This is a genomic window from Psychrobacillus insolitus (genome assembly GCF_003254155.1).
Lineage (GTDB): Bacteria > Bacillota > Bacilli > Bacillales_A > Planococcaceae > Psychrobacillus > Psychrobacillus insolitus.
Genome location: NZ_QKZI01000008.1, coordinates 86,583 through 110,463, shown reverse-complemented (window position 1 = coordinate 110,463; position 23,881 = coordinate 86,583). Strand labels below are relative to the sequence as shown.

22 protein-coding genes and 1 riboswitch are annotated in these 23,881 nt (G+C 37.3%); of the genes, 4 read left to right on the top strand and 18 right to left on the bottom strand.

From position 1 onward, the window contains the following. Positions 1-10 precede the first annotated feature (10 nt). From C7437_RS14480 to C7437_RS14445, 8 genes are all read right to left on the bottom strand, one after another. Positions 11-850: an ATP-binding cassette domain-containing protein gene (locus C7437_RS14480; RefSeq protein ID WP_111440622.1), complete on the bottom strand. Its 840-nt coding sequence runs from the start codon at positions 848-850 to the stop codon at positions 11-13. Further along, positions 843-1,709 carry an alpha-D-ribose 1-methylphosphonate 5-phosphate C-P-lyase PhnJ gene (locus C7437_RS14475; RefSeq protein ID WP_111440620.1) on the bottom strand — a complete coding sequence of 289 codons (867 nt, stop codon included), beginning with the start codon at positions 1,707-1,709 and terminating at the stop codon, positions 843-845. The genes C7437_RS14480 and C7437_RS14475 overlap by 8 nt, the downstream gene beginning before the upstream one ends. Beyond that, a complete protein-coding gene (locus C7437_RS14470) occupies positions 1,699-2,814 on the bottom strand; it encodes a carbon-phosphorus lyase complex subunit PhnI (RefSeq protein WP_111440618.1) in 1,116 nt (371 codons plus the stop codon). Before C7437_RS14470 ends, C7437_RS14475 begins: the two co-directional genes overlap by 11 nt. Beyond that, on the bottom strand, positions 2,815-3,411 hold the full coding sequence (phnH, locus tag C7437_RS14465) for a phosphonate C-P lyase system protein PhnH (protein ID WP_111440616.1): 597 nt from the start codon (positions 3,409-3,411) through the stop codon (positions 2,815-2,817). 82 nt (positions 3,412-3,493) lie between these two features. Continuing rightward, positions 3,494-3,916 carry a phosphonate C-P lyase system protein PhnG gene (gene phnG / locus C7437_RS14460; protein ID WP_111440614.1) on the bottom strand — a complete coding sequence of 141 codons (423 nt, stop codon included), beginning with the start codon at positions 3,914-3,916 and terminating at the stop codon, positions 3,494-3,496. A gap of 301 nt (positions 3,917-4,217) precedes the next feature. After that, positions 4,218-4,922, bottom strand: a complete 705-nt coding sequence (locus C7437_RS14455) for a GntR family transcriptional regulator (protein ID WP_111440612.1) — start codon at positions 4,920-4,922, stop codon at positions 4,218-4,220. Positions 4,923-5,249: 327 nt separating this feature from the next. Next, a complete protein-coding gene (locus C7437_RS14450) occupies positions 5,250-6,854 on the bottom strand; it encodes an ABC transporter permease (RefSeq protein ID WP_111440610.1) in 1,605 nt (534 codons plus the stop codon). Continuing rightward, positions 6,835-7,737: an ABC transporter ATP-binding protein gene (locus C7437_RS14445; protein WP_111440608.1), complete on the bottom strand. Its 903-nt coding sequence runs from the start codon at positions 7,735-7,737 to the stop codon at positions 6,835-6,837. Before C7437_RS14445 ends, C7437_RS14450 begins: the two co-directional genes overlap by 20 nt. Positions 7,738-7,999: 262 nt before the next feature. On the opposite strand from C7437_RS14445, the gene C7437_RS14440 reads away from it, so the two are divergent. Further along, entirely contained in the window at positions 8,000-9,931 is a 1,932-nt protein-coding gene (locus tag C7437_RS14440) for an FUSC family protein (RefSeq protein ID WP_245909302.1), read from the top strand. 48 nt (positions 9,932-9,979) lie between these two features. Here C7437_RS14440 and C7437_RS14435 read toward each other — a convergent pair whose 3' ends face one another. The 6 genes from C7437_RS14435 to C7437_RS14410 form a co-directional block, all read right to left on the bottom strand. Next, positions 9,980-10,876, bottom strand: coding sequence for a DUF2971 domain-containing protein (locus tag C7437_RS14435; RefSeq protein WP_111440604.1), 897 nt, complete (start codon positions 10,874-10,876; stop codon positions 9,980-9,982). A gap of 164 nt (positions 10,877-11,040) precedes the next feature. Continuing rightward, positions 11,041-12,252, bottom strand: coding sequence for a quaternary amine ABC transporter ATP-binding protein (locus C7437_RS14430; protein ID WP_111440602.1), 1,212 nt, complete (start codon positions 12,250-12,252; stop codon positions 11,041-11,043). Beyond that, complete coding sequence (locus tag C7437_RS14425; RefSeq protein WP_111440600.1) at positions 12,249-13,109, bottom strand: ABC transporter permease; 861 nt, start codon at positions 13,107-13,109, stop codon at positions 12,249-12,251. The genes C7437_RS14430 and C7437_RS14425 overlap by 4 nt, the downstream gene beginning before the upstream one ends. Before the next feature lie 79 nt (positions 13,110-13,188). Continuing rightward, a complete protein-coding gene (locus C7437_RS14420) occupies positions 13,189-14,181 on the bottom strand; it encodes an ABC transporter substrate-binding protein (protein WP_111440598.1) in 993 nt (330 codons plus the stop codon). A 505-nt stretch (positions 14,182-14,686) separates the two neighbouring features. Beyond that, positions 14,687-15,724, bottom strand: coding sequence for a ribonucleotide-diphosphate reductase subunit beta (locus C7437_RS14415; protein ID WP_111440596.1), 1,038 nt, complete (start codon positions 15,722-15,724; stop codon positions 14,687-14,689). 12 nt (positions 15,725-15,736) lie between these two features. Then, the gene (locus C7437_RS14410) at positions 15,737-17,962 is read right to left on the bottom strand and encodes a ribonucleoside-diphosphate reductase subunit alpha (RefSeq protein WP_111440594.1); all 2,226 of its coding nucleotides are present in this window, start codon (positions 17,960-17,962) and stop codon (positions 15,737-15,739) included. Positions 17,963-18,141: 179 nt separating this feature from the next. Next, positions 18,142-18,319, bottom strand: a riboswitch (cobalamin riboswitch). A gap of 148 nt (positions 18,320-18,467) precedes the next feature. Between C7437_RS14410 and C7437_RS14405 the strand changes: the two genes are divergently transcribed. Further along, entirely contained in the window at positions 18,468-19,265 is a 798-nt protein-coding gene (locus tag C7437_RS14405; protein ID WP_111440592.1) for an enoyl-CoA hydratase/isomerase family protein, read from the top strand. Positions 19,266-19,303: 38 nt separating this feature from the next. On the opposite strand, the gene C7437_RS14400 is transcribed toward C7437_RS14405, so the two are convergent. The 4 genes from C7437_RS14400 to C7437_RS14385 all read right to left on the bottom strand — a co-directional run bounded on the left by C7437_RS14400 (position 19,304) and on the right by C7437_RS14385 (position 22,711). After that, entirely contained in the window at positions 19,304-20,119 is an 816-nt protein-coding gene (locus tag C7437_RS14400; protein WP_111440590.1) for a nucleoside/nucleotide kinase family protein, read from the bottom strand. Positions 20,120-20,183: 64 nt separating this feature from the next. Further along, on the bottom strand, positions 20,184-21,011 hold the full coding sequence (locus C7437_RS14395; RefSeq protein ID WP_111440588.1) for an undecaprenyl-diphosphate phosphatase: 828 nt from the start codon (positions 21,009-21,011) through the stop codon (positions 20,184-20,186). A 9-nt stretch (positions 21,012-21,020) separates the two neighbouring features. Beyond that, positions 21,021-21,623 carry a DedA family protein gene (locus C7437_RS14390; RefSeq protein ID WP_111440586.1) on the bottom strand — a complete coding sequence of 201 codons (603 nt, stop codon included), beginning with the start codon at positions 21,621-21,623 and terminating at the stop codon, positions 21,021-21,023. Beyond that, positions 21,623-22,711: a metallophosphoesterase gene (locus C7437_RS14385; protein ID WP_111440584.1), complete on the bottom strand. Its 1,089-nt coding sequence runs from the start codon at positions 22,709-22,711 to the stop codon at positions 21,623-21,625. The genes C7437_RS14390 and C7437_RS14385 overlap by 1 nt, the downstream gene beginning before the upstream one ends. A gap of 158 nt (positions 22,712-22,869) precedes the next feature. Between C7437_RS14385 and C7437_RS14380 the strand changes: the two genes are divergently transcribed. After that, on the top strand, positions 22,870-23,223 hold the full coding sequence (locus C7437_RS14380) for a lmo0954 family membrane protein (protein ID WP_111440582.1): 354 nt from the start codon (positions 22,870-22,872) through the stop codon (positions 23,221-23,223). A gap of 12 nt (positions 23,224-23,235) precedes the next feature. Then, entirely contained in the window at positions 23,236-23,874 is a 639-nt protein-coding gene (locus C7437_RS14375) for a PspA/IM30 family protein (protein WP_111440580.1), read from the top strand. The last annotated feature ends 7 nt before the right edge of the window (positions 23,875-23,881 follow it).

The following is a 23,881-nucleotide window of genomic DNA, read 5'->3' as shown; positions in this document are numbered from 1 at the left end:
ACCGCTCCTCCTATAGTAATGAGTAAACTAATTGCTGCGTGTACTCATGTTGTGGGTCTTCCAATACTTGATCTGTTAAGCCTTGTTCGATGATTTCCCCGTTTAATAGGACAATTGTACGGTCAGCAAGCATGCGAATAACTGCTAAATCATGCGATACAACAATCATGCTAATTCCTAAATCACGTTGAATATTTTTGATCAAATCCAGCACATTTGCTTGCACAGATAAGTCTAGTCCAGTCGTTACTTCGTCCAAAAATAGGATTGGAGGGTTATTCGATAATGCCTTCGCAATTTGAACTCTTTGTTGCATCCCACCAGAAAAATTGCGTGGTTCTTCTTTCATTCGATGTATTGGTATATGCACACTTTCCAGTAACCTTTTGCTCGTCGCTTCCATCTCTGAAACATTGCGATTGCCTGCTGCGATTAATTTCTCTGCGATATTGCCGACAGAAGAAAAGTTCATCTTCAACCCTTGCACTGGGTTTTGATACACCATGCCGTATACATGATTTCGTATAGATCGTTTTTGTTGAGAGGACAGTTCAAAAACATTTTTCCCAGCTAGTATTGGTTCGCTAATATATGCTTCTCCCGAAGACACATCTGCATCGAAATACAAGCATTGCATCATCGTAGATTTACCACTTCCACTTTCTCCAACAATCCCTAAAATTTCTCCAGGATACAAATCAAATGAAATATCTTGGCAAGCATAAACAGTTCCGCATTGCTTACAGAAGTTTTTTTCCAAATTTCTATTGTCAATATCCGAACATTGTTTACATCCTGTTCCGAATTGTTTTCGTAGGTTTCTTACTTGTAGTATTGGTTCTTCATGCATAGCTAGTTTGCACCTCAGCTTCCTCTTTCTTATTCAACTGATCCATGCAGTAGCTCGTGTCATTGCATTGATAGATGGTTTTCCCAGATTCTTTATCAATTAATTCATCCAAAAAGACATCTGTTGAACCACATAAAAGACATTGCTGACCTTCAAATGATTCCACTGTAAATGGATAGTCTTCAAAAGCTAAGGATTCTACATTTGTATAAGGTGGCACAGCGTATATTTTCTTTTCTCTACCTGCTCCGAGTAGTATTAACGCATCTGTTTGGTGCATCTTGCCATTATCAAATCTAGGAATTGGACTAGGTGCCATGACATAACGATCATTCACATAAACTGGGTGATCGGCCGATGTAGCCGTCTTTCCGTACTTCATAATTTGTTCAAAAAGCATGAGCCAAACACCACTATAATCATCTTCGGAGTGCATTCTTTTCGTCATATATTCTCTTGCTTCTACTTTACGGAGTGGTTCAGGCATTGGAACTTGCAGAACGATAATTTGATCTTTCGTTAAAGGTACTTCTGGAATACGGTGCCTTGATTGAATGATGCTCGCTTCTGCCGTTTGTTCCGTAAGCTCAACACCAGTAGTTTCGTGAACGAGTTTTTTTATACTGACCGCATTTACTGACTCATCTGCACCTTGGTCAATTACTTTCAGTACATCTGACTTACCAATGATAGATAGTGTGATTTGTAATCCGCCCGTTCCCCAACCGCGTGCTATAGGCATTTCACGTGATGCAAACGGTACTTGATAACCTGGAATTGCCACTGCTTTCATGATGGCACGACGAATTTCTTTTTTTGAACCTTCATCGAAAAAGGCAAAATGTGTGTTAGTTTTCAACTTTTTGTCCCCCTTTCTTCACCTGACGGATGCTGTCCAGTTTTGATTGGAACGTAACATAATGCGGTAATTTCAAGTGAGAAATAAATCCAGTTGATTCTACTGAGTCAATATGAAGTAAAACAAATTCTTCATCATGTGTTGGGAAATCTGATTCCTGATGCTCCAAACATTGATCTAAAATACTCATCGCAATTGCTTTCGTTTCGTTTTGTCCGTAACAAATGCCGTATCCAATTTCAAGTTCTAATTCATACTCGTTATTTTCATTTTTGACATTGTTTGGAACAAATGATTCTACTTCTGTTACTGTGATTTCTCCGATGTAGAACTCATCTTCTTCGTTCTGCTCTGTTTCATTTGGATGTTGCACATAAATAGGAACTGCTCCTACGCGCACCTCTCCAACGTTTGGATGGACTTGCCCATATCCTCGCAGTGACGCATACCCCAGTGATGTAACAGCTCCCGTTTGACCACGCGTCAGCACCTGAAGTCTTTCACTACGAGTTGATGGGAATTGCAAACTTTGCTTCGTGATATCTATTGGTGGTGTATTGTCTGCTTCGTGTGTTTCAAATAGTCCTTCTTCACGTAAGTAATCTACTACTTTAGGGAAATAGATTACTTTATCTAGTGACGCTACTTGGTTTAGTGCTTCCTTATAACTCTGTAACCATTGCATGTTTTCTACAGGATTTTCTTCAATTAAATTAAAATCGAGTAATCGATGTGTGTAATCATATGTAGCGCCTAATAATTGACCACCTGGAATATCCTTGAAACTTGCCGAAATTCGGCGTTCCACGAACATTTTCTCTGGTTCAACCGTTTGACTATAATAAGGTCTTGGCAATGTAGAACGATGTGCACGCATTAGGAACACAGCTTCCTCCATACTTCCTTCCGCTTGTTTAATGGCTAGTGCTGCCAAGTAAGGGGAATACAAGCTACTTTCGGACATTACTTGATCCACCATCGCTCGCATTGTTGACATGATCGTGTTAATCTCGATTACTTCTTGGCCTTTTAAACGTTCATACTTTAATCGCTTTATAGATGCGTCAATTGCTTGTGTACCGCCTTTTACTGGAACGTATCCCATTTATCTCACCTCCGTCATGCTTACTGAAGTTGTGCGAGGAATGCACACGATTTGTGCATTTGCATCTGTGAATATCAAGTCAAGTCCTAGCGGATATTCCTTTGTACGTTCATTTCTCTCTAGCCACATGGATGCGTTAAAGCTCGTATTTACTTGAGATGTATACTGAATTCCTGGACCAGACAGTAGGCACTCACCTGTATTGTTTAATGGAGTACTTTCTACAATCCATGTTGATGACAGCTGTGGATCAATAAGTGTCCCATTTTTACATTTCTGTATAGCACTTTTGATAGCCATTTCCGAATCTTCACGCAACACAATGACAAAGTCTGCTTCGTTAATCGGCGCGAATTTTGCTGCTGTATATTCTGAAATTTTCTCTATCAAATCCTTTTTGTCTTCCGAAAGGATGTGGAATGTTACTTCTGCATCTAAAAATGTCATGGCACTTAACACGGTAGCGTCATAGCAGGGGAGATTCATATCCACTCGCTCCGCTAAGTCAGATAAGGAAGAAATCGTTCCGGGACGTGACATACTGTGTAATACTTTTCTGTAAACTTGCTGCAAATCATGTACTAGATCTATCGCCATACTATCTCTCCTACTCATTTAGAATTTGTGTCTAGATTTTGACTAATATTCAACCGGCGTTCCTCAGCCACTTAAATACTAGTCAAACTTCCATCGTTTCAAAGCTAACTTTTGTCTCAAATAGTTCTGCTTGTTTTTTCGCAAGCTCTTTTGTAATTTGTTTTTCTGCTTTTATTAGTTGCACTTCCCAAGTTGTTGTCTCTGGCAAGTCTGCTTTATATGCTGCATCGATAATTGCTAAATGTTTTGCAAGCTCGTCTTTCATGCCGACTACAATTCCTATACCGATGCGATTATTTATCTCTACTTTTGCTTCTGTTATAAGGACTTCTCCTATATAAAATAGGGAGTTTTTTGCCGTTTCTCGCATCTTAATCATTGTTAATCCATATTGCGGAGCCAAAATTTCACGGCATTCATACGTTTCCATAATGGATTCTGCAAACTGCTGAGCCAACTGGCTATCACCTTGAATGAGAATCTCAGTTCTTTGTCTTCTTTTCATAGGGTTGAATCCTCCTCTGCAATTTCATCTTAACTTGTCGCCAAGTGACCGTGTTTTAAGGTATCGTAAATGTTTGTAAATTTTATTAATAGTTCGGAAATGAAAACGGATGACCGGGGGGCTAGATTGTCGGGTTCAGCTGTGTTTTTGTTGCGTTGACTATGGGATTATCGCTTTCGGAGGCATATTGTCTCCCTTGGGATTATTTTTCCAGTTGATGCCGGTATTTATAGTGAAATAATGGGTTTTCACGCATTAAAAAAGCCAAAGAACATAATTGTCCTTTGGCTGTTCGATATATTTACTCCATCGTGATATCGTATTTAAACCGATCACTACGATACAATATTTTTGTATGCTCTAGTACTTTATTCGTGTTCACATCTATACAATCACTCTCCACAATAATAAGTGGCACCATGCTTTTACAAGACAATAATTGTTGCTCTTCAGAAGTAGGGAACGTAATACTGAGCATACTTTTTTTACTTGTAAATTTCTTATGGCCAAGGCTACGATAGTATGCAAACATAGACTGAATTTTTGGTCCGTCTTGTTGGATTCCTGGAAACATCTTGCTACTAACAAAGGATGCGTGAATGGCGATTGGTTCACCATTTATGTATCTCAGTCTTCCTATTTTAAAAACATCTTCACAAGCTTCAGCGTTCAAACTTGCATAAATTTGTTCACTATATTTGATTTTTTCACATACAACATTTTCTGTTTTTAGCTCATGCCCTGCTTTTTCCATTTTATCTGTAAAACTTGTTTTTCCAGTTAGATGCAATTGAATGGGAATAGATTTTTCTTTTAAATATCTACCTTTCCCTTGCTTAGAATAGATATATCCCCGCTCTTCTAATTTCGTCAATGCATTTCTGACGGTCATTCTTGGCACTTTGTATTCGCTTGCAAGTTCATGTTCAGAAGGCAGTTTCTCTCCATAATTAATCTTCTTCGTAACGATTTGATACATCATATCATCTATAATTTGAGTTTCCATATTTGCTGAGATAAAATCCTCTCCCTTATTCTTTTATCTATAAGATAAATTAGACACCTACAATTACTACATAATTAATATTTCTACTGAATTTATTATGCATGATTTCTAAAATAGAGCAAAATCAATATACGACTTATCCGAAATTAAGTGCAAAAAGAGACTTTTCTCCTGTTTTTGTGCTTATTTTAAAATATGTCGTATCTGACTTTTGCACATTTTGAAGTTTCGCACTTTTTTTGGTAGGTTCGTTTGTGTATCTATCAAAAAAATCATCATACTCTATGATCAATTCCATAAAAAAAAAGTTTCAAATTGCACAAACCATTATCCCAAAATATCTCGTCTATTATAAGTGACAAATCCTAAAATAATTAGGGTAATCGCAATAATAACTATTACGGATAACGTCATAAAGTCCATTTCTTCTACCGGAAGCTGTGGAATATGTCCAAATGGTGTGAGTTTCCCCATCCAGTCCGGTAATTGAAGTAAAGCACCTAAATACACAACTATAAATGAATACACATAATACAGCCAAGTAACCCCTGTGAATTGCGGAAGGAACCCCGTTAACAATACCGCAACACCAATCATCGTCCACATCGCAGGTAGATATACTAGTGCCGCTTCAAGCAATGTACGAACCGGAATTGCCTCGTCCATCACAGCTACACTTGCAGACCACAAACCTACTACCGCTAATAGCAACATTACAACACTCGTAACGATCGAAATGATTACATAACTTCCCATAACACTCGTTCGAGATACTGCACGGGTGAGTAAACTTTCGGTATGTCCCTTTTTCTCTTCACCCTTTAACTTGAAGACTATTAGGAGGGCAGGAACTGTACAAAACATTGCCAATACCATCATTAACATCGGAATAAATTGTTCTATCAATGAAAATCCATCCACTTGTGTCAATAGAGCATCCATCATATCTACATCTTTAAAAAACGATTCTAAATCACCTAAAACAGATCCATAGGAAGCACCCAATACGAGTATTCCGATTGCCCAAGCGATTAATCCTGTACGCTGAACTCTTAGTGCTAGACTAATTGGACCTTGTAAAAAAAGAGATGCATGTATTTTGCCAGGCTTTGATGATAAAAATCCTGCACCTAAATCACGAATAGAATTTAGGAAGAATGCAATCACCAATAAAAGCAATGCTAATAATCCTACTAATAAAATGGGAGTCCAATAGTTATAGACATACACTTCGGCACTGAGTACAATTCCTAAAGGAGAAAACCAAGAAAGTGTTTCATTGCCAATGTCTCCAATTGCTCGGATTAAGTAGGCAAGTATCAACACTGCGAAGCTGAACCCTATCGTTCCGCGAGAACTCTCCGAAAGCTGTGCAAATATAGCGGTTATCCCCACGAAGAAAATTCCGGTTATTCCTAAAGCTGCTCCGTATAACAAAGATCCTTCTAAACCCAAGCTTTCAATCCGTAAGGCAGCCAGCCCAAAACCAATTATGAATGCTAATAACACATTCGTCCCACAAACAACTAAAACAGTTGCACTTAAATTCGACAAACGTCCAACAGGAAAGGCCTGAATTAGTTCAACCTGTCCATCCTCTTCCTCCATACGAGTATGTTTTGCTACAAGTAAAATATTCATGATCGCAACAGCTATAGCAGTGAATAGTAGCATTTGGTGTGCTAGCATTGCTCCATTCGTATAGTTATCTAAACCTTCACTAGGTCCTACCATAGCTGTCATTACTGGATTTAACATCGTTTGCGCTATTGCTTGTCTTTCTTGTTGATTTTCGTATAAACCAGAAAAGGAAATTGCTGTACTGAACGTAATTAATAATAGGGAGATAATCCAAATTGGAATCCGAACACGATCTTGACGCACTATAAATCGCACGAGAATCCCTGTCTGTTTAAATGACTGTTTTAACATTAGGTTTCACCTCATAGTGACTTATAAATAAATCTTCTAGAGTTGGTGGTGCACTTTCAAGTCTTACTATGCCAAACTGACTAACGTATTTGATCACCATATCCAGTTCTTCTGCATCTACTTGGAACGAAAGTACTTGACCTGTTTCTTTAATAGAAGAAATACCTCTTAGTTCCTGTAAACCAATCACCTTCAGTTTCGTTTCAACAAGTAAGTTTGTACGAGTTAAATGCCTTAACTCACTGAGCGTACCAGTTTCAATCATTTTCCCTTCGCTAATGATCCCTACTCGATCACAAAGTTTTTCTACTTCCGATAAAATGTGACTGGAAAGTAGAATGCTTTTCCCATCTTTTTTTGCATCTAATACACATTCTTGAAATACTCTCTCCATCAGTGGATCCAAACCAGATGTTGGTTCATCTAAAATGTACAAATCCGCATCGGATGCAAAAGCCGCTACTAACGCTACCTTTTGTCGATTCCCCTTTGAATAATTTCTGCATTTTTTGCTTGGGTCCAATTTAAACTTTTCTATCATTTCTTCTCTTCGGTTTTTATTTCCTGCTCCGCGTAATTTCATAAATAGGTCAATGACTTCTCCGCCCGTTAAGTTAGGCCACAGGTTTACATCTCCTGGTACATATGCAATCCGTTTATGAATATCAACAGCATCTTTCCATGCATCCATTCCAAAAATAGTCGCTTCCCCTTTTGTCGCTTTAATCATTCCTAGCAATAAACGAATCATGGTAGATTTTCCTGACCCATTTGGCCCGATAAAACCATATACTTCCCCTTCATCTACATGGAGATTCACTTGATCTAGTGCAGTGAATTTCCCAAACTTTTTTGTTAAGTTATGTGTTTGAACAATTGACATAATTTCACCCTCCACCATATGACTATTATTAGAAAGCATACCATTTTCATGTCATCTTGTTTATTACTTTTATTACGCATTAATTAGCTACGAATGCTTACAAATCTTATTCTTTTGTTATCCTACTATTTCAGCAGTATAATACGGATAACGAAAAAAGCTTAGGGCGACGAGCTTTGTGCAGGATTAAGGCTACTTTTTATAGACAATTACCCAGTAAAATTTTTATGCTTTATTATTTTTTGAAAAAGGGGGAATCCACTTGAATAATAAAACTTCTGAATCTATTTTTTCCACACTTTTATTAACCATCAAACAAGCTTTTACCGTGAACAAAAACCCCCTTCCTTGGTTGAAAGCTTTTAGCGCTGGTGTATGCGCAGGCTTACCGGTTTTAATCGGCTATTTGTTAGGTAGCTTACAATATGGCCTTATCGCAGGTCTCGGAGGACTTACATACTTGTATGTCTTCAACATTCCGTATGCTTTTCGGGCTAAAAAATTATTTTTTGCATCAATAGGATTATCCATTGTTATGGCACTAGGAACCCTATTTGCCCCTTATCCTTTTGTATCCGCGTTTGTAGTAGCGATTATTGGAGCAATTGTGACGTTTCTTTTTGGAGCTTTACGAGTCACCGGTCCAGCGGCAATATTCTTTGTTTTAACCTTTCTAATGGCAACTAGTATGCCAGAAGATCCATCATTAGCTCCACTTCGCGCGGGCCTCGTATTTTTGGGAGGTGCATTTTCTTGGTGTGTTGGGATGATTGGCTGGTTTCACAGTCCACATGGTCCTGAACAAATTGCTGTGAAAAAAGTGTACGTAGATCTTGCCATATTTATGGACTCCATTGGAACGAAGCGTATTGATCGTTCGAAACGGAACATCGTTACTTCTTTGAAAGCCGCCGATGAAATTCTATCGTCCGGGTACGTCCCTTGGCGTGTTTCGGAGACATTTAAACGACTCGTTTTGTTAAATCAACAAGCAAATGTAATTTTCTTGAATATCCTTGAAAATATTGATGAGCTTGAGGGTGAAGTGCCTGCTGAACTTAGAGCAACGATTCGATCTATTTCAGCCTCGTTTGAAGTGAATGAGTCTAAAAAAATGGATGCTCTTGAAGTTCCTAACAATGAACAAGCAGAAATACATTTCTTGGTTAATGAAGCTATTGCCATTCTAAATGGCTCTTCATCTGAGACTCACCGAGTAATGCATATTTCGAAGCCATCTCTCCGAATCGTACTAGGAGGATCTTTTGATAAAAATTCAGTTGTCTTTCTAAATGCTCTGCGATATGGATCTGTACTTTTGGTAGCCGCACTTATCGCTCAATCCTTTAATTTTGATCGTTCATATTGGGTAACTTTATCGTGTGCTGCCGTCTTGTCTGGAGCGACTATTATGGGGACATTTCACCGAGCAATTCAGCGATCACTTGGGACAATCATTGGAATTTTTATCGCTAGTGCTATTCTTTACTTTCACCCGGACGGCTATCTCATTGCAATTGCCATTTTCCTTCTAACCTTTTTGACCGAACTCGCAATTGTTTTGAATTACGGAATCGCAGCTTTGTTCATTACGCCAAATGCATTGTTACTTGCAGAAAGTACGACGCAAATTCATGATATTTCATACTTTAGCTCTGCTCGTGTAACTGACGTGCTTATTGGATGTGCTATTGGGTTGATTGGGACGTTTATTATGAATCATAAAAGCGCAGCAAACTTGCTTTCTCATATGATGGCCAAAACAATTCGAAGCCAGCAACAATTTTTAGTTACTTTATTTTCAAAAGAGACCGGCCTAGTAAAGCCCCAGCATTCTAGGGAACTAAGCAAAATGCAAACGAACCTTACAAATTTGAAGCTTGTTTACACGACAGCTTTAGGAGAAATCCCTAGAGATAAAACTCGACTAAATAGGCTATTTCCTGTGATCCGTTCCATTGAGCAGCTTGGTCATTTGCTTGACTCCTCTGCCAATTACAAAGACCGTCCAGTACTAAATGATCGCGACCTTTCGCAAATGTTACTTGTGTTCGAAACGTTAGCAAAAGCAGCAGAACAAGAAATTACATTTTCTAAAAAAGATGTTCCTGAGATCATTAATTTTTCGAAGATACAAGTAGAAGTTCAGTATTTGCAGGATTCACTTTATACGAGTGGCTTAAAAGCACAATAGTAATAGAGTGCCTGTTGAAATAACAGGCACTCTTTTTGTATTGATTTGTCAGCGATAGGGAATACGAGAAAGTTTAATGGGGACGTTTGGGTATCCTACATTCTTCAAATAATAATTGATGCTTCTCGCGGTAAATTCGTTTGTTCCAGAAGGTCCAATTACGAGTTGATTGATAGGTAGTTGATTATCATTTTGTGGCAGTTTATTGTGTGTCAATAACTCAATATACGGCAAAATGATATTGTTACGCGCACGGAATTTCAGTTCATGCTGATACGGCATACTTTTGGAATTCGTTACAATAATTCGCCACTCTTTTTCTTCTGAGAATGAAGAATGTTTGAAGAGTGGTAAGAAATAACCGATTGTCCGAGCTACCTCTTTTGGCGGATAGTCGGGGTGTATTCCGCTCAGTTCCACACTATTCAATGCGACATTAATAATTCGACGTATGATTCGTTCTTGTAGTTTTTGATCATATATTACTTTTCGAGGGAAAAAGTTTTCCTCACTCAAATGAAAAGAGACATCAAATAAGGCTGCAAAGTCAAATCCTATAGAAATTCCATGTGGACTACGACTATACCCTCTCCATTGACTCAGTAAATCTTCACTTTCACAAAAGGACACAACAAATATGTCTGTGTCTTGATCTTCTAAAATAGTAAATACTTCTTCTAAATAGGTACGTTTTAAATTTCCGATAGGAAGCTCTTGAATTAACTTTTGTACGATTGTTTCACAAACTTCAAGACCATGACTATATTCTTTCGAGTCATTCATGAATTTTATATGAGATGCCCAAAAGGTTTTATTACTAATGATTCCTTTCGCACCTTCTAGATTTGTATAGTGATACAGTGCTTTTATATTTTTAGTGAAATATTTCCTAAATTCTTTACTGATGAAAGGAATAAGTGACTTGAAATCAAGGTTTTCAGACATATTAACTCACCTTCCGTTTAGTTTATATCTCTATTTTAGTTTGTTTTTGATGCTTTCATAGTCTATTATATGAGCTTTTATATCATTTAATCTAAAATGTCCATTCACAACAATAAACCCCCCGAATTCAAAGCCAACTACTGGCCAAAATTTGGGGGTTCTATTTAAACTTCCGTTTCTAGTTCTGTTTCTTCTGTGCTATCACTAATTATACTTGCTAGCACATGCACTCTTAAAATAATTCCTCTAATTGTTTTATCCTCATCGGTAACAACTATTGGATATTTGGATTCCAGTACGTACGGGATAATATCTTGTACATATTCATCTGGAGCTACAGTTATCACATCAGTAGACATAACTTCTTCTAGTGTTTGTTTGTGTCTAATTCCTTCGATTGCTTGGTCAATTGTAACAATACCTTGCAATTGACGTTTGCGGTCTGTAACGAAAGCACTGGAAATACCGTTCTCACGCATTACTTGTGTTGCAACGTTTAAACCATCTTTTAATGATACAAGTCCAAATGGCTTCATCATTATGTTTTCAGCTTGTAGAATTTTCGTACGATCAATATCACGAATAAATTCAGAAATATAGTTACTTGCTGGCTTAGCCAAAATTTCTTCTGGAGTCCCTATTTGCTCTACTTTTCCGTCTTTCATAACCGCAACACGATCGCCAATTTTAAACGCTTCATTGACATCATGTGTGATAAAAATAATTGTTTTTTGCAGCCTATTTTGAATATCAAGAAGCTCTAGCTGCATCTCTCTACGGATAAGTGGATCAAGTGCAGAAAAAGGCTCATCCATTAGTAAAATATCTGGATCATTTGCAAGCGCCCTTGCAATACCAACTCGTTGACGCATACCACCAGATAATTCATCCGGATATTTGTTCTCATACCCTTTTAAACCAACAGTTTCGATATGCTTTTGTGCAATTTTCTGACGCTCTACTTTCGACATACCTCTTACTTCAAGACCATATTCGATGTTCTCCAGCACTGTTCTATGACTAAATAAGCCAAAATGTTGAAAAACCATCGCAATTTTTTTCTGACGATAATATTTTAACTGAGTTTTATTATACCCAGCCACATTTTCTCCATCTACATAAATTGCTCCTGATGTTGGTCGATTCAATAAATTTAAACAGCGTATTAATGTAGATTTTCCACTTCCGGAAAGTCCCATAATAACAAATGTTTCACCTTCCATGATTTCCATCGAAGCGTTATATACACCTACTGTATGGCCCGTCTTAGCAAGAATTTCTTCTTTCGATATGCCTTTTTCAATCATAGGAATAATCTTTTTAGGTCTTGGCCCAAAAATTTTAGATACATTTTCGATTTTTAGTTTTACTGTCATGCAGCATTCCTCCTATGTTTCTGAAGACGCTTCGCAATTCCGCCAGTAATACGGTCAATAATAATTGCTATAAAAACAATACTAATTCCCGCTTCAAACCCAAGAGAAATATCAATACGGTTAATCGCATAAAGCACTCGTTCTCCGAGACCTTGCGCACCAACCATCGAACCTACAACTGCCATAGCAAGCGCCATCATAGTTGTTTGGTTAATACCAGCCATAATAGTTGGTAATGCTTGAGGTAATTGAACTTTCACGAGCATTTGAGTTGTGGAAGATCCAAATGATTGTGCAGATTCAACTACTTCTTCATCTACATTACGTATTCCCAATTCTGTTAAGCGAATTACTGGTGGTACTGCATAAATAATCGTAGCAATTACTGCCGGTACATTCCCTAAAGGAAAGAAGAAAATTACTGGAATTAAATAAACAAAACTTGGCATAGTTTGCATCGCATCTAGAATCGGTCGCGTAATGGATGACATCGTTTTACTAAACGCCGACAAAATACCTAATGGAATCCCAATAACTAGAGAGAGAACAACGGAGATTAGTACAATCGAAATCGTAGTCATCGTTTCAGGCCACAAATCAAAAGTACCTATAAGGAATATAAAAAAGGAAAATAGAAGCCCTCCGTACATATTAGTAAAATACCAACCTAACAGGAAAATAATAATCATTAATATCCACCACGGAATAGCAAGGAGCCCTGCTTCAAGGCCCTTAATCATTCCAGATGCAATTATAAAAATAAAATCAAAGAATGCCTCAAAATTTATAGCTAAAAAATCGGTAAACTTTTCAACAACATCTCCAATAGGTATTCGTACATCAGGGAATTCATACATATATATTGGACTGCATCGTACAAAACAGTCGCATTCACCTCTCATTTCTTTGGTTGAATTTAAATTTTATAGACAGTTATTATAAAGTAGCTTTTACTTTTTTAGCTACTTCTTCTGACACCCACGTTGTCCAAATGTCTTCATTCTCTGTTATCCACCACTTAGCAGCTTCTTCTGGTTCAACTTCATTTTCATTCATATACTTAAGAATTTCTTCTGTTGCATCATTACTTGATTCATATTTACTTAAAAAATCCACTACATCTTTTGCTTGTGAAGGTAAATCTTTATGAACTGCAATTACAACATCATTCGGAGGGAATTCTGTTCCCTTCGACTCTTCCCAAATTGCTTTATCATAGGGTATATCTTCTAGTAACGTTAAATCATAACTCGCTGTAACCCATGTTGGAGACCAATAGTATCCCACCCACGGCTCACCTTTTTTATACGCTCCGGCTAAATCAGCAACAATTGCTGAATCGGACCCCGGTGATAAATAGTTAAACTGCTCATCAAGTCCATATGTTTCAATTTTCGTTTCCAAGTCTTCACTTACTACCCAACTAGATGGTGCTCCAATAATTCGGCCCTTGCTATCATCTTCAGGATCTTGGAAAAGCTCTGGATACTTCGCTAAGTCTTCCACAGTTTTTAAATCTGGAGCTACTGGTTCGATTCCTCTTGCAGCATCCCCTTCAATAACGTAAGTTGGAACATATAGTCCTTGTGAATTATCATTAAAATTAGTTGCTATATTTGTAATATTTCCACTTTCAATTGCTGCTTCATAAATCTCTTTCACATTATCTGTCCAAACTTCCATGTAGACATTAATGTCTCCTTGCTCAAGCGCTTGCATCGTTGCTGCACTAGTACCACTGGTCACTTCTGTTTCATATCCATAACCTTCTTCAACAATTAACTGCGCGATGCTATTATGGACTCGAATACTATCCCATCCTGCATCAGCAAATTTTATTACTTCAATACTGTCTGCGCTTTCCTTACTACTACATGCAGCAAGTACTAAAATAGTACACAATGACACAAATAATATAATCTTTTTCATAAGTTCATTACCCCTTTTATCTTTTTTAATTAGACGATTAGTTCGTTCCCCTTTTAATGATACAACTTAACAAATACCCTGAATTTTAAGAAATAAACGTCCAAATATAAATCTATAAACCTCATTTTTTGGAACATCTAATTTATAAGTTCCTATGTTACTAGACTTAATGACCTATTGCAAATTGAATTATTTGACTAATCGGCGAGTTTAAATAGTTGTGAATATTGCAAAACCTTGAGAAAGGTACTTAGAATGCTTAGTTTTGGTATTATTAAATACCCTATTCAAATATACTTTATAGTGTGAAATTTATTTTTGAAACTTAACTTTTTTAAATTAATTTGTCGATTTCCCGGGAAATAAGTCAGAATAAAGGTATCCGCCATTACTCGGCGGATACCTTCTTATGTTGTATGGAGTTTCTGACCGGATGGATAAATTTGTGACCGTATAAATGAATTTCGGACCGGATAGACAAAATTTACGTCCAATCAAGCTCAAATTACAAATCATCAAACCCATTATCCTGTACATTCACTTTTACATATTGGCGAGACTTTTGTTCAAAGAAGTCTGTTTTACCAAGATCCACTTCTTCGTAGGCTTTGATCCATTTCAATGGATTTTTACGGTATTCTGGGAATGGTTTGTCATAGCCTAGTTGGTTGCAGCGCACATTTGCGTAGAAGTATATATAGGCTTCTACATCTTCCACGTCTAGTCCGTCTATTTTCTCACCGATTACTTCTCGTGCCCAGTCTACTTCGAGTTGTGCAGCCTCACGGAAGATCTCTTCCACTTCATGAGCACGTTCTGGTGTATCGTATTCTGGATATTCTGCTAGCAATTCTTTGTATATTTTTACGAATAAATCAACGTGCAGTTGCTCATCACGATTAATATAGTTAATCATCGTACTTGTTCCGACCATTTTTTGATGTCTTGCAAGATGGTAAAAGAACGAGAATCCAGAATAGAAAAATAAACCTTCTAATATTACGTCATAAACAATCGAACGTAGCATACTATCTACATCTGGTTGCTCTGCAAATGCTTCATAACCTTTCAACACAAAATCATTTCGCTTTTGCAAAACCGGTTCCGTTCTCCAAAAATCAAATACATGGTCCTGTTCATCTCTCGATACTAAACTAGACAAAATATATGAGTAAGAGTGATTATGAATTACTTCTTGCTGCGCCAAAATGATCATCAATGCATTCAAACTTGAATCTGTTAAATAGTCAGCTACTTTCCCAGCAAAATCTGTTTGGACACTGTCTAATAAAGCAAGTAATCCAATGATTTTCAAGAATGCTTCTCGTTCTTCATTCGATAAAGTAGGGAATTGCTTAATATCATTGCTCATATTGATCTCAAAAGGTGTCCAAAAGTTACCGAGCATTTTTTTATATTTAGGGTAAGCCCAGTTAAATCGAACATCATCCCAGTTTAATACATTCGAACTTTGCCCATTAACAATTCCTGTAGAACGGTTTGGGGCATCTTTATCCATTAATTTTCTTTTTTCTAAAATCATTTCATTTCCTCCTTAGCTAGAACAAGAATCACAGTCTACTAATTCAACCGAAGTTGAACGGACATAATAGGTTGTTTTCAATCCACTGTTCCAAGCGTCTAAATGGATCGCGAGTAAGTCTTTTGCTTTAATCGTATTTTGCACATATAAATTCAACGAAACCCCTTGGTCGATATGGCGTTGACGTGCTGCATTTTGTTTTAACGTCCAATGCTGGTCGATAAAATAAGCGGACTTATAAAACCAGGTTGTTTCAGAATTTAGATCTGGTACAGTTACTGGAATTTTGTAATCCTTCTTCTCTTCCGAATAGAATTTTTGGAAAATCGGATCGATACTTGCCGTACTTCCTGCTAAAATCGAAGTAGATGAATTAGGTGCAACTGCCATTAAATAACCGTTTCGAATACCACTTTCTGCTACTTGACTGCGCAGTTCGTTCCAAGCTTCACTCTCGTATTGGCGTCTGTCAAAATACGCTCCTGTTTGCCAATCAGATCCTTCAAATAAAGGATATGCACCTTTTTCTTTCGCTAATTCTAGAGAGGCCTGAATCGTTAAAAATGCTACTTTTTCATATAATGTATCCGCAAAATCTACTGCTTCATCCGATTCCCAGCGGATACTATTAAGAGCCAGTAAATGATGCCACCCAAAAGTTCCAAGGCCAATACCACGGTATCTTGCGTTTGTGCGCTCCGCTTGTGGAACAGGAATCATATTTAAGTCAATAACGTTATCAAGCATACGTACTTGAATCTTGATAAGACGCTCCAAAACATCTGCTGGAACTGCGCGTCCAAGGTTTATCGAAGACAGATTACATACAACGAAATCTCCCGCTTTACGGCGAGTTACAATCACATCATCTTCTAATTGAATCGATTCAAACGTTGTCGCGCTTTGATTTTGGAATATTTCCGTACATAAATTACTGCTGTATACCATACCTGCGTGCTTGTTTGGATTGCTACGATTTACTTCGTCACGATAAAACATATATGGTACGCCTGTTTCTAGCTGTGAACGCATAATTCGTTTCATCAGATCAATGGCTTGAACCGTTTCACGAGACAAGCGAGCATCGTTCACACATTCCTCATATTTTTCCCGGAATGAACCTTCTCCCCGTTCTTCATCATAAAAGTCTTCTAACGAATACCCTTTCAATTGACGAACTTCATGTGGATCAAATAAATGCCATTCTTCTCGAGCCTCTACTTTCTCCATGAATAAATCAGGTAAACACACGCCAGTAAAGATATCATGTGCACGAAGACGCTCATCTCCGTTATTTAAGCGTAAGTCTAAAAATGTGAAAATATCTTTGTGCCATACATCTAGATAAACAGCTACCGCCCCTTGGCGCTGACCCAATTGATCAACACTTACTGCAGTATTATTTAATTGCTTAATCCAAGGCAGGACTCCACTTGAAGCCCCTACAAATCCACGAATGGAAGAACCACGACTACGAACTTTCCCCATGTATACACCAATTCCACCACCGAATTTTGAAAGTGTCGCAGTGTCAGTATTGCTATCGTAAATTCCTTGTAGGCTATCATCTACTGTGTCGATGAAGCAGCTAGACAATTGTCCATGAGGCTTTCCTGCATTGGATAAAGTAGGCGTTGCAACAGTCATATAGAGATTGCTCATTGCCCAGTAAGATTCTTTAATTTTTTCAATGCGTTTTTCTTTTTCGTCTTTCATTAACGTCATCGCAATGATTAACCAACGTTCTTGAGGCAGTTCGACAATGGATTTATCAAAGTCTTTTGCTACATAACGATCGAGTAATGTTTTTACCCCAATATAAGTGAATAAAAAGTCGCGTTCTGGTACGATCATTTCCGCTAACTGCTGTAGTTCTTGTGTAGAATACGCTTCCGCAAGGCGTTTGTCGTAAAGACCTTTTTCCACTAGTTGTTGTACATTGCTCGCAAATTTACTATAAACTTTGTCAGCTGTCGTTTTTCTGAGCATTGCTACTTTTTCATAGACGTCTGCAAGATGTATACGCGCTGCAACAAAGGTCCAGTAAGTTTCATCTTCATCTAAAAAGCTTAATGCATCTAATGACATCGATTTTGACCAAGCGGAAGTTGTCCCTGCTGGATATTTCTTTGTCCATCTTTCATGTGATTTGATAAGAGGTGCTATTTTTTCTTCACCGAATTCGTTGATTAAATTATGTAAGACCTCTTGTTTGGATGTGTATGTAATGGATGTCATGTATTTTCCTCCTTGAAATTTAATGTTATTTTATTTTCTCTAATAAACGACAAAAAAGCGATGTCCCAGCCATCTTCGGCTGAGCCATCGCTCAAAATTAAAAGTAGGAAACAAAAAGACGCATCTAAAATTAAAGATAAAGAGGCCTTCGCTCCCACCTCTCAACCCCCGAAGAAAGTGTGCTTATCGATAAAGAGGCAGGTCTACTGGCTCGTGTTTCATCCTCCTGTTGGCCTTCCCACGATTGCTCGCAGTGGCTTTTTCAACAGTCGTCCACACTTACAGTTGCGGGGACAGCTTCGGCATATACCGAATTCCCTTTTAAACCATAAAGGTACCTAATCATCGTTAACATACTATATATTGTGTTTACTTCATCTATATAATCTAACATATTGTGTTTGGACTTGTACAGGAAATTTTACTTATACCATATTTCTAATCTATTTTCTGTTTTCTGTTATATAATAAATGTAGAAATTATAGAAGGAGGACTTCAAGCACCATGCAAATAAAAACTACAAGAATGGACGCAGAAGATGCTAAAATTATTTATCAAGAAACGGCCGGGCTTGCAATAATTACAATCCACCGTCCTCAAGCGAAAAATGCTTTAACTGCAAACATGTGGGATCAATTAGCAAAGATTGCAGTCAACGTATTAGATAATCCCAAGAATAAAGTATTAATACTACGCGGTTCAGGAGAAAATTTTACAGCAGGTTCTGATTTGAAAGAATTCCATACCATTTCTTTAGAGCAAGCGGAAGAAGCTTTTATACATATGGAAAAAACAATTTCTATAATCGAACTACTACCTATTCCTACAATCGGTGTCATTAATGGTCCAGCAATGGGTGCAGGACTAGAACTTGCGTTAGCATGCGATATTCGTATCGGCTCTGAAAAGGCTAAAATGGGGATTCCAGTTGGAAAATTAGGAATTACAATCAATAATAAATTTGCACAACGTCTTGTCAGCTTAATCGGCCCAAGTAAGACAAAAGATTTGGTATACACTGGTCGCATATATAAAGCAGAGAAGGCCTATAAAGTCGGCATGTTGAACTACTTAGTAGAAGAAAAAGATTTGGTCAAATACTCTATTCGAATGGGAAAACTGGTGGCATCCATGTCTCCTGCTTCCCTTCTCGCTGTGAAAAGTTCTGTTCAAGAATGTATAGATAGTGCACCAAGTCTATGGCCAAGCTCGACTCCTTTTGTGGATAAAAACGACTTCCCAGAAGGGGTTACAGCATTTGTAGAAAAACGTCTTCCTCAATTCAGCCGTAAAACAAACTAAGTTTAATAGACTGTTTTCATATTATAGGAGGGAACAGTCTATTTTACTTTTTCCATTTGAATGCCTTGAACATGCAGATTTATCTGGTCCAGTTCTATGCCAAAGTGACAAACAAATTGGCGTTGAATTTCTTTTTGCGCTTCTTCCATTTTTTCCATTACATTATAATTCACTGGTGCTGCAATGGTCACTTTTAACGTCGCAATTGGTAAAAAATCCATTTGAAATTGCACCGCATTTACCCCTATAATTTTGTCCATCTTACTGCAAACATGCTCGATAATATCCATGTAAACTGATTTAGCAATTTGGATAGTTCCTTGTTGGAAATCAGGTCGAACAATCGTTGTTTCTCCGATTTTTTCTTTTTTATTCGAAAAAATATCTAGTCCTCTATGTACTAATTTCCGAAAAAAATTTTGTTGGACTTGTTTATATGGAATGGGCATCACGTGTTTACCTTGTGTTTCTCGGATGAAACGAGCAATATTTATTTCCCTAGGAGTTCGCACATCTTGAACATATGAAAAATGCTGTATGTCGCCAAGTTCTAATCTCTCTGCTATTTTTTTGGTCATTTTATCGGATGTGCCAATGATTAATAGAGACTCTATTTTGTTTTTCTGAATAGCATTTTGTACCTCAGCTTTATGTTGCTCATCTGAAAAAATGGCGCGTCTCACGGCCGTAATGCTGTTTTTTTCGAATTTTGCGGATATCCCCGCAACTTTTCCTCCTTCTATTATCAATAAACCATCATCAATAATTGCAGGAATGTGATGCTGATGAGCAAATTGAAGTGCAATTGTACTCTTTCCTGTTCCACTTGGTCCACTTAATGAGTAAATTTTCATGACGAATACACCCCTTAAAAACGATAAAAGGCAGAAATCCAAGGATGTCTGCCTCTTTAATTACTTACAAGAATATGATAATCGCTAATACTGCTGCTAACACGAGACGATAAATTGCAAACGGCATTAACTTAACGCGTGATATTAATTTTAAGAAGAATTTAATGGAGATAAGTGCAAATACGAATGCACTAATAAATCCTACTACATAAAAACTTATATGATCCATATTAATATGTTCCCAGTTTTTCATAACAGATACTAGACTTGCTCCTGCCATGATCGGTACAGCCATTATAAACGTGAAATCTGCAGCTGTTTTATGACTCATCCCAAACAAGACTCCTCCTGAAATGGTAGCACCGGAACGAGAGAAACCAGGCCACAATGATAGACACTGCACAAGTCCTACTTTAAATGCTTTTGCATACGTAATTTGGTCCAAACTTACAACTGAAGGTTTTTTCGGTCCGAACTTATCCGCAAAAATCATTAATATAGAACCTGCTACAAGGCTATAAATAACTGTTTCCACTCCAAACAAATGATCATCAATAAAGTCTTTGAAAGCAAATCCTAAAATAACCGCTGGAAGCATTCCAACTATTACATGTAGCAAATTGAACTGCTTACTCGATTGTTCACTTTCTATTTTATATAATCCTACTAAACTAAATAATCGTTTCCACATAACCACAACTACAGCTAAAATAGAACCCATTTGGACAACTATTTTAAATGTATTTGCTGAATACATTCCTAAAAACTCTTCCGTTTTCAACCACATATCATCGACAATAATCATATGCCCCGTGGAAGAAACAGGAGCAAACTCAGTCATACCTTCTACAAAACCTAATATAAGTGCTTTTAATAATTCTAATAATTCCATAAAATCTCCTTAGTCACGTTTTTTAAAATACCAAACCAGAAATGCAATACCAATTATTGCTATGATAACATATACCACGTTGGAATATATATCCATATACCCTACTATTTCACTCCAATTATCGCCTACTGCTGCTCCAACCGACACTAACACCGTGTTCCATATTAATGTTCCAAGCGTTGTAAACAATAGGAATAATCCAAACTTCATGTTCGACATCCCTGCAGGAATCGAGATCAAGCTTCTTACTAGCGGCACAAGCCTACCGAAAAATACAGCCCAAACACCGTATTTATCAAACCATGCATCCGCCTTATGAACATCCTTGATCGTTAATCGTAAATACTTTCCATACTTTCCAACAATCTTTTCCAAACGCTCTACATCCAATAATGTTCCGATTCCGTATAAAATTGCTGCTCCAATGACAGATCCTAAAGTGGAAGCAATAATCACACCAAACTTCGTCATAGTTGTCGTAGTCGTCATGAATCCTCCAAGCGTTAAAATAACCTCAGAAGGAATTGGGGGAAAAATATTCTCTAATAATATCAATAAAAAAACACCAAAATAACCAAACTGGCTCATCCAGTCCGAAACCCAAGCTTCCATTATACTTCCACGTCCCCTAACTTAATGTTTACTACCCATAATTCTGATTGACTTCCTAAACGAATCGGCGGACCCCAAAATCCAAATCCAGAAGATACAATGGCATGTAAGCTTCCTTTTCTTTTATACCCATAATCTAGTTCAAATAACTTCCTTGTGAAAAGATGATTCGGCCACATTTGTCCTCTGTGCGTATGACCAGAAACGTGAAAATCCACTCCTTCTTTTTCAGGAATTAACAAATTCGAAGGGGTATGATCCATTACAAACCATGGAAAATCATTATTCCCTGGTGCAAGATCCGATACTTGTTTTCTTTTTTTATTCGTCAAATCTTCCCGGCCTGTCAAATAGAACGAATCCTTAACAAGAATAGTTTCGTCTATGAGCATTCGCACCCCAGACATACTCATTTCTTCTATTAATAGCGGTATTTTTTTGCCGTAGTATTCATGATTTCCAAGGACTCCATATACACCATACGTAGAAGTAAGTTGTTTCATCACCTCTGACATCCCTTTTTTCACAAACCAGATGGGATCATCATCAACTAAATCTCCTACTAAAAGAACAAGATCTGGCTGCGCTATATTGGACAGTTTCACGAAACGTTTTAAATGCGTCTTATTGGATAATAAACCAAGATGGAAATCAGAAGCAACTACTATCTTTAATTCATTCAATTTAGAATCCTTTTTCGGCATGGTAATCGACAGCTCGCGCACAACTGGTGTATACGCATAATATGTACCTGTTAATATAATTAAAACAAATAAGCTAAAAATGACCCACCCAATTAGTGTTACCTGGTTTGGAAAAACCCATATTAAAATGGTAAACATCGGAAATAGGATTACCCCGTACTGCATGACAATCATCCAGTATGCTCCAACTACCTGAAATAACCGCAGACGGTGATCAATTCTGCCAATAATTAGTGCAGTCGCAAACAATGCCCACACAACACCGAAAATCCACGGATTCACTTGCACCATATTTGTAAACCATGTGAAAACACTCCAACCAAAGTAAAAGACAATTGCTGTGTAAAGTAGGATAGCGATCACAAGTGCACCTAGTCTTTTCATTTTGAGATCTCCAGTAAACAGATTTTTTTATTAGTATAACAGATTTTGACCTAGTACTCCTAAGTCTCTAGACCGAGATGAAAATCATGTTTAAGCCCGTTTGGATTTTTTTATAAAATTGATAAGCTATATATACAAACGAGAGGAGGAACAATCACATGAAAAAATTTGGTTTATTAGTACTTGGCTTTATCGCTGGAATTGTTGCAGTTGCTAACTTAGGTTCTCTCTTAGGACTTGCAGTTTCAGGTTTAATCGTATTCGCAGGGGCACACTTCTATTTGAAGAGCCACTCGACTTTCCTAAAAGTTTTCTGGGCAATCGTTGGTATTTTCGGTTTATTCTCTGCTGTAGCTAATGTTCCAGGATTTATCGGAATCATCGCTATTATCGGCGTTTACTACGTTGTGAAAAGATGGAAAAATGAAAACATTAGCTTTTCATCGGCTAAAGTAGTTTCAGATGATCCATTCGTAAATTTTGAAAAACAATGGAATGAGTTATACAAATAAGGAGGAAAAAACATGACATCATTATTAAGACGTTTAAAATACTCAATTGAAGCAGATTTAAACAAATTATTTGATAAAAAAGAAGAAAAAAATCCAATCACAATGTTAAACCAATACATTCGCGAAGCTGAAAAACAAACAGAACAAACAGGTAAATGGTTAGAACGCCAAGGAAAGCTAAAACAAGAGCTTGAAAAAGAACTTGAAACTACACATCAAATGATGGAAAAACGAAACAATCAATTAGAACTTGCAAATGCTAGTGGCGAACAAGATTTAATCGCATATGCCCAAGCAGAAGTAAATGCATATTCAGAAAGAGCCAACGTCTTAACTGCGAGCATTATCCAAACAACAGAAGAGCTAGTCGGATTAGAACGCAAATTTGAAGAAATGAAACATAAAGTAAAAGACATGAAAGTACGCCAATTACAATTGATGGGCAAAGAAAACGTAACAAGAGCACATCATCAAATGGATCGCATGTTGCAACCCGAACAAAAAGATAAAAACTTCGGCACATTTCAAGAAATGGAAAACTACATCGATCGTCTCGGACAAAAGATTGAAAAAGAACATGAAGTAACATCTATGGAACAACGTTTGGCAATGTTAGAAAAAAATGAACAACCAAAGGCAGAAATTGTGTAAACTAAAG

Excerpts from the sequence above, each read along its gene's own strand:
- C7437_RS14420 (WP_111440598.1), bottom strand. The coding sequence starts at position 14,181 with ATGAAAAAGATTATATTATTTGTGTCATTGTGTACTATTTTAGTACTT.
- C7437_RS14430 (WP_111440602.1), bottom strand. The coding sequence starts at position 12,252 with ATGACAGTAAAACTAAAAATCGAAAATGTATCTAAAATTTTTGGGCCA.
- C7437_RS14390 (WP_111440586.1), bottom strand. The coding sequence starts at position 21,623 with ATGGAAGCTTGGGTTTCGGACTGGATGAGCCAGTTTGGTTATTTTGGT.
- C7437_RS14480 (WP_111440622.1), bottom strand. The coding sequence starts at position 850 with ATGCATGAAGAACCAATACTACAAGTAAGAAACCTACGAAAACAATTC.
- C7437_RS14405 (WP_111440592.1), top strand. The coding sequence starts at position 18,468 with ATGCAAATAAAAACTACAAGAATGGACGCAGAAGATGCTAAAATTATT.
- C7437_RS14470 (WP_111440618.1), bottom strand. The coding sequence starts at position 2,814 with ATGGGATACGTTCCAGTAAAAGGCGGTACACAAGCAATTGACGCATCT.
- C7437_RS14455 (WP_111440612.1), bottom strand. The coding sequence starts at position 4,922 with ATGGAAACTCAAATTATAGATGATATGATGTATCAAATCGTTACGAAG.
- C7437_RS14415 (WP_111440596.1), bottom strand. The coding sequence starts at position 15,724 with ATGATTTTAGAAAAAAGAAAATTAATGGATAAAGATGCCCCAAACCGT.
- C7437_RS14380 (WP_111440582.1), top strand. The coding sequence starts at position 22,870 with ATGAAAAAATTTGGTTTATTAGTACTTGGCTTTATCGCTGGAATTGTT.
- C7437_RS14425 (WP_111440600.1), bottom strand. The coding sequence starts at position 13,109 with ATGTATGAATTCCCTGATGTACGAATACCTATTGGAGATGTTGTTGAA.
- phnH (WP_111440616.1), bottom strand. The coding sequence starts at position 3,411 with ATGGCGATAGATCTAGTACATGATTTGCAGCAAGTTTACAGAAAAGTA.
- C7437_RS14435 (WP_111440604.1), bottom strand. The coding sequence starts at position 10,876 with ATGTCTGAAAACCTTGATTTCAAGTCACTTATTCCTTTCATCAGTAAA.
- C7437_RS14385 (WP_111440584.1), bottom strand. The coding sequence starts at position 22,711 with ATGAAAAGACTAGGTGCACTTGTGATCGCTATCCTACTTTACACAGCA.
- C7437_RS14375 (WP_111440580.1), top strand. The coding sequence starts at position 23,236 with ATGACATCATTATTAAGACGTTTAAAATACTCAATTGAAGCAGATTTA.
- C7437_RS14445 (WP_111440608.1), bottom strand. The coding sequence starts at position 7,737 with ATGTCAATTGTTCAAACACATAACTTAACAAAAAAGTTTGGGAAATTC.
- C7437_RS14450 (WP_111440610.1), bottom strand. The coding sequence starts at position 6,854 with ATGTTAAAACAGTCATTTAAACAGACAGGGATTCTCGTGCGATTTATA.
- C7437_RS14395 (WP_111440588.1), bottom strand. The coding sequence starts at position 21,011 with ATGGAATTATTAGAATTATTAAAAGCACTTATATTAGGTTTTGTAGAA.
- C7437_RS14400 (WP_111440590.1), bottom strand. The coding sequence starts at position 20,119 with ATGAAAATTTACTCATTAAGTGGACCAAGTGGAACAGGAAAGAGTACA.
- phnG (WP_111440614.1), bottom strand. The coding sequence starts at position 3,916 with ATGAAAAGAAGACAAAGAACTGAGATTCTCATTCAAGGTGATAGCCAG.
- C7437_RS14410 (WP_111440594.1), bottom strand. The coding sequence starts at position 17,962 with ATGACATCCATTACATACACATCCAAACAAGAGGTCTTACATAATTTA.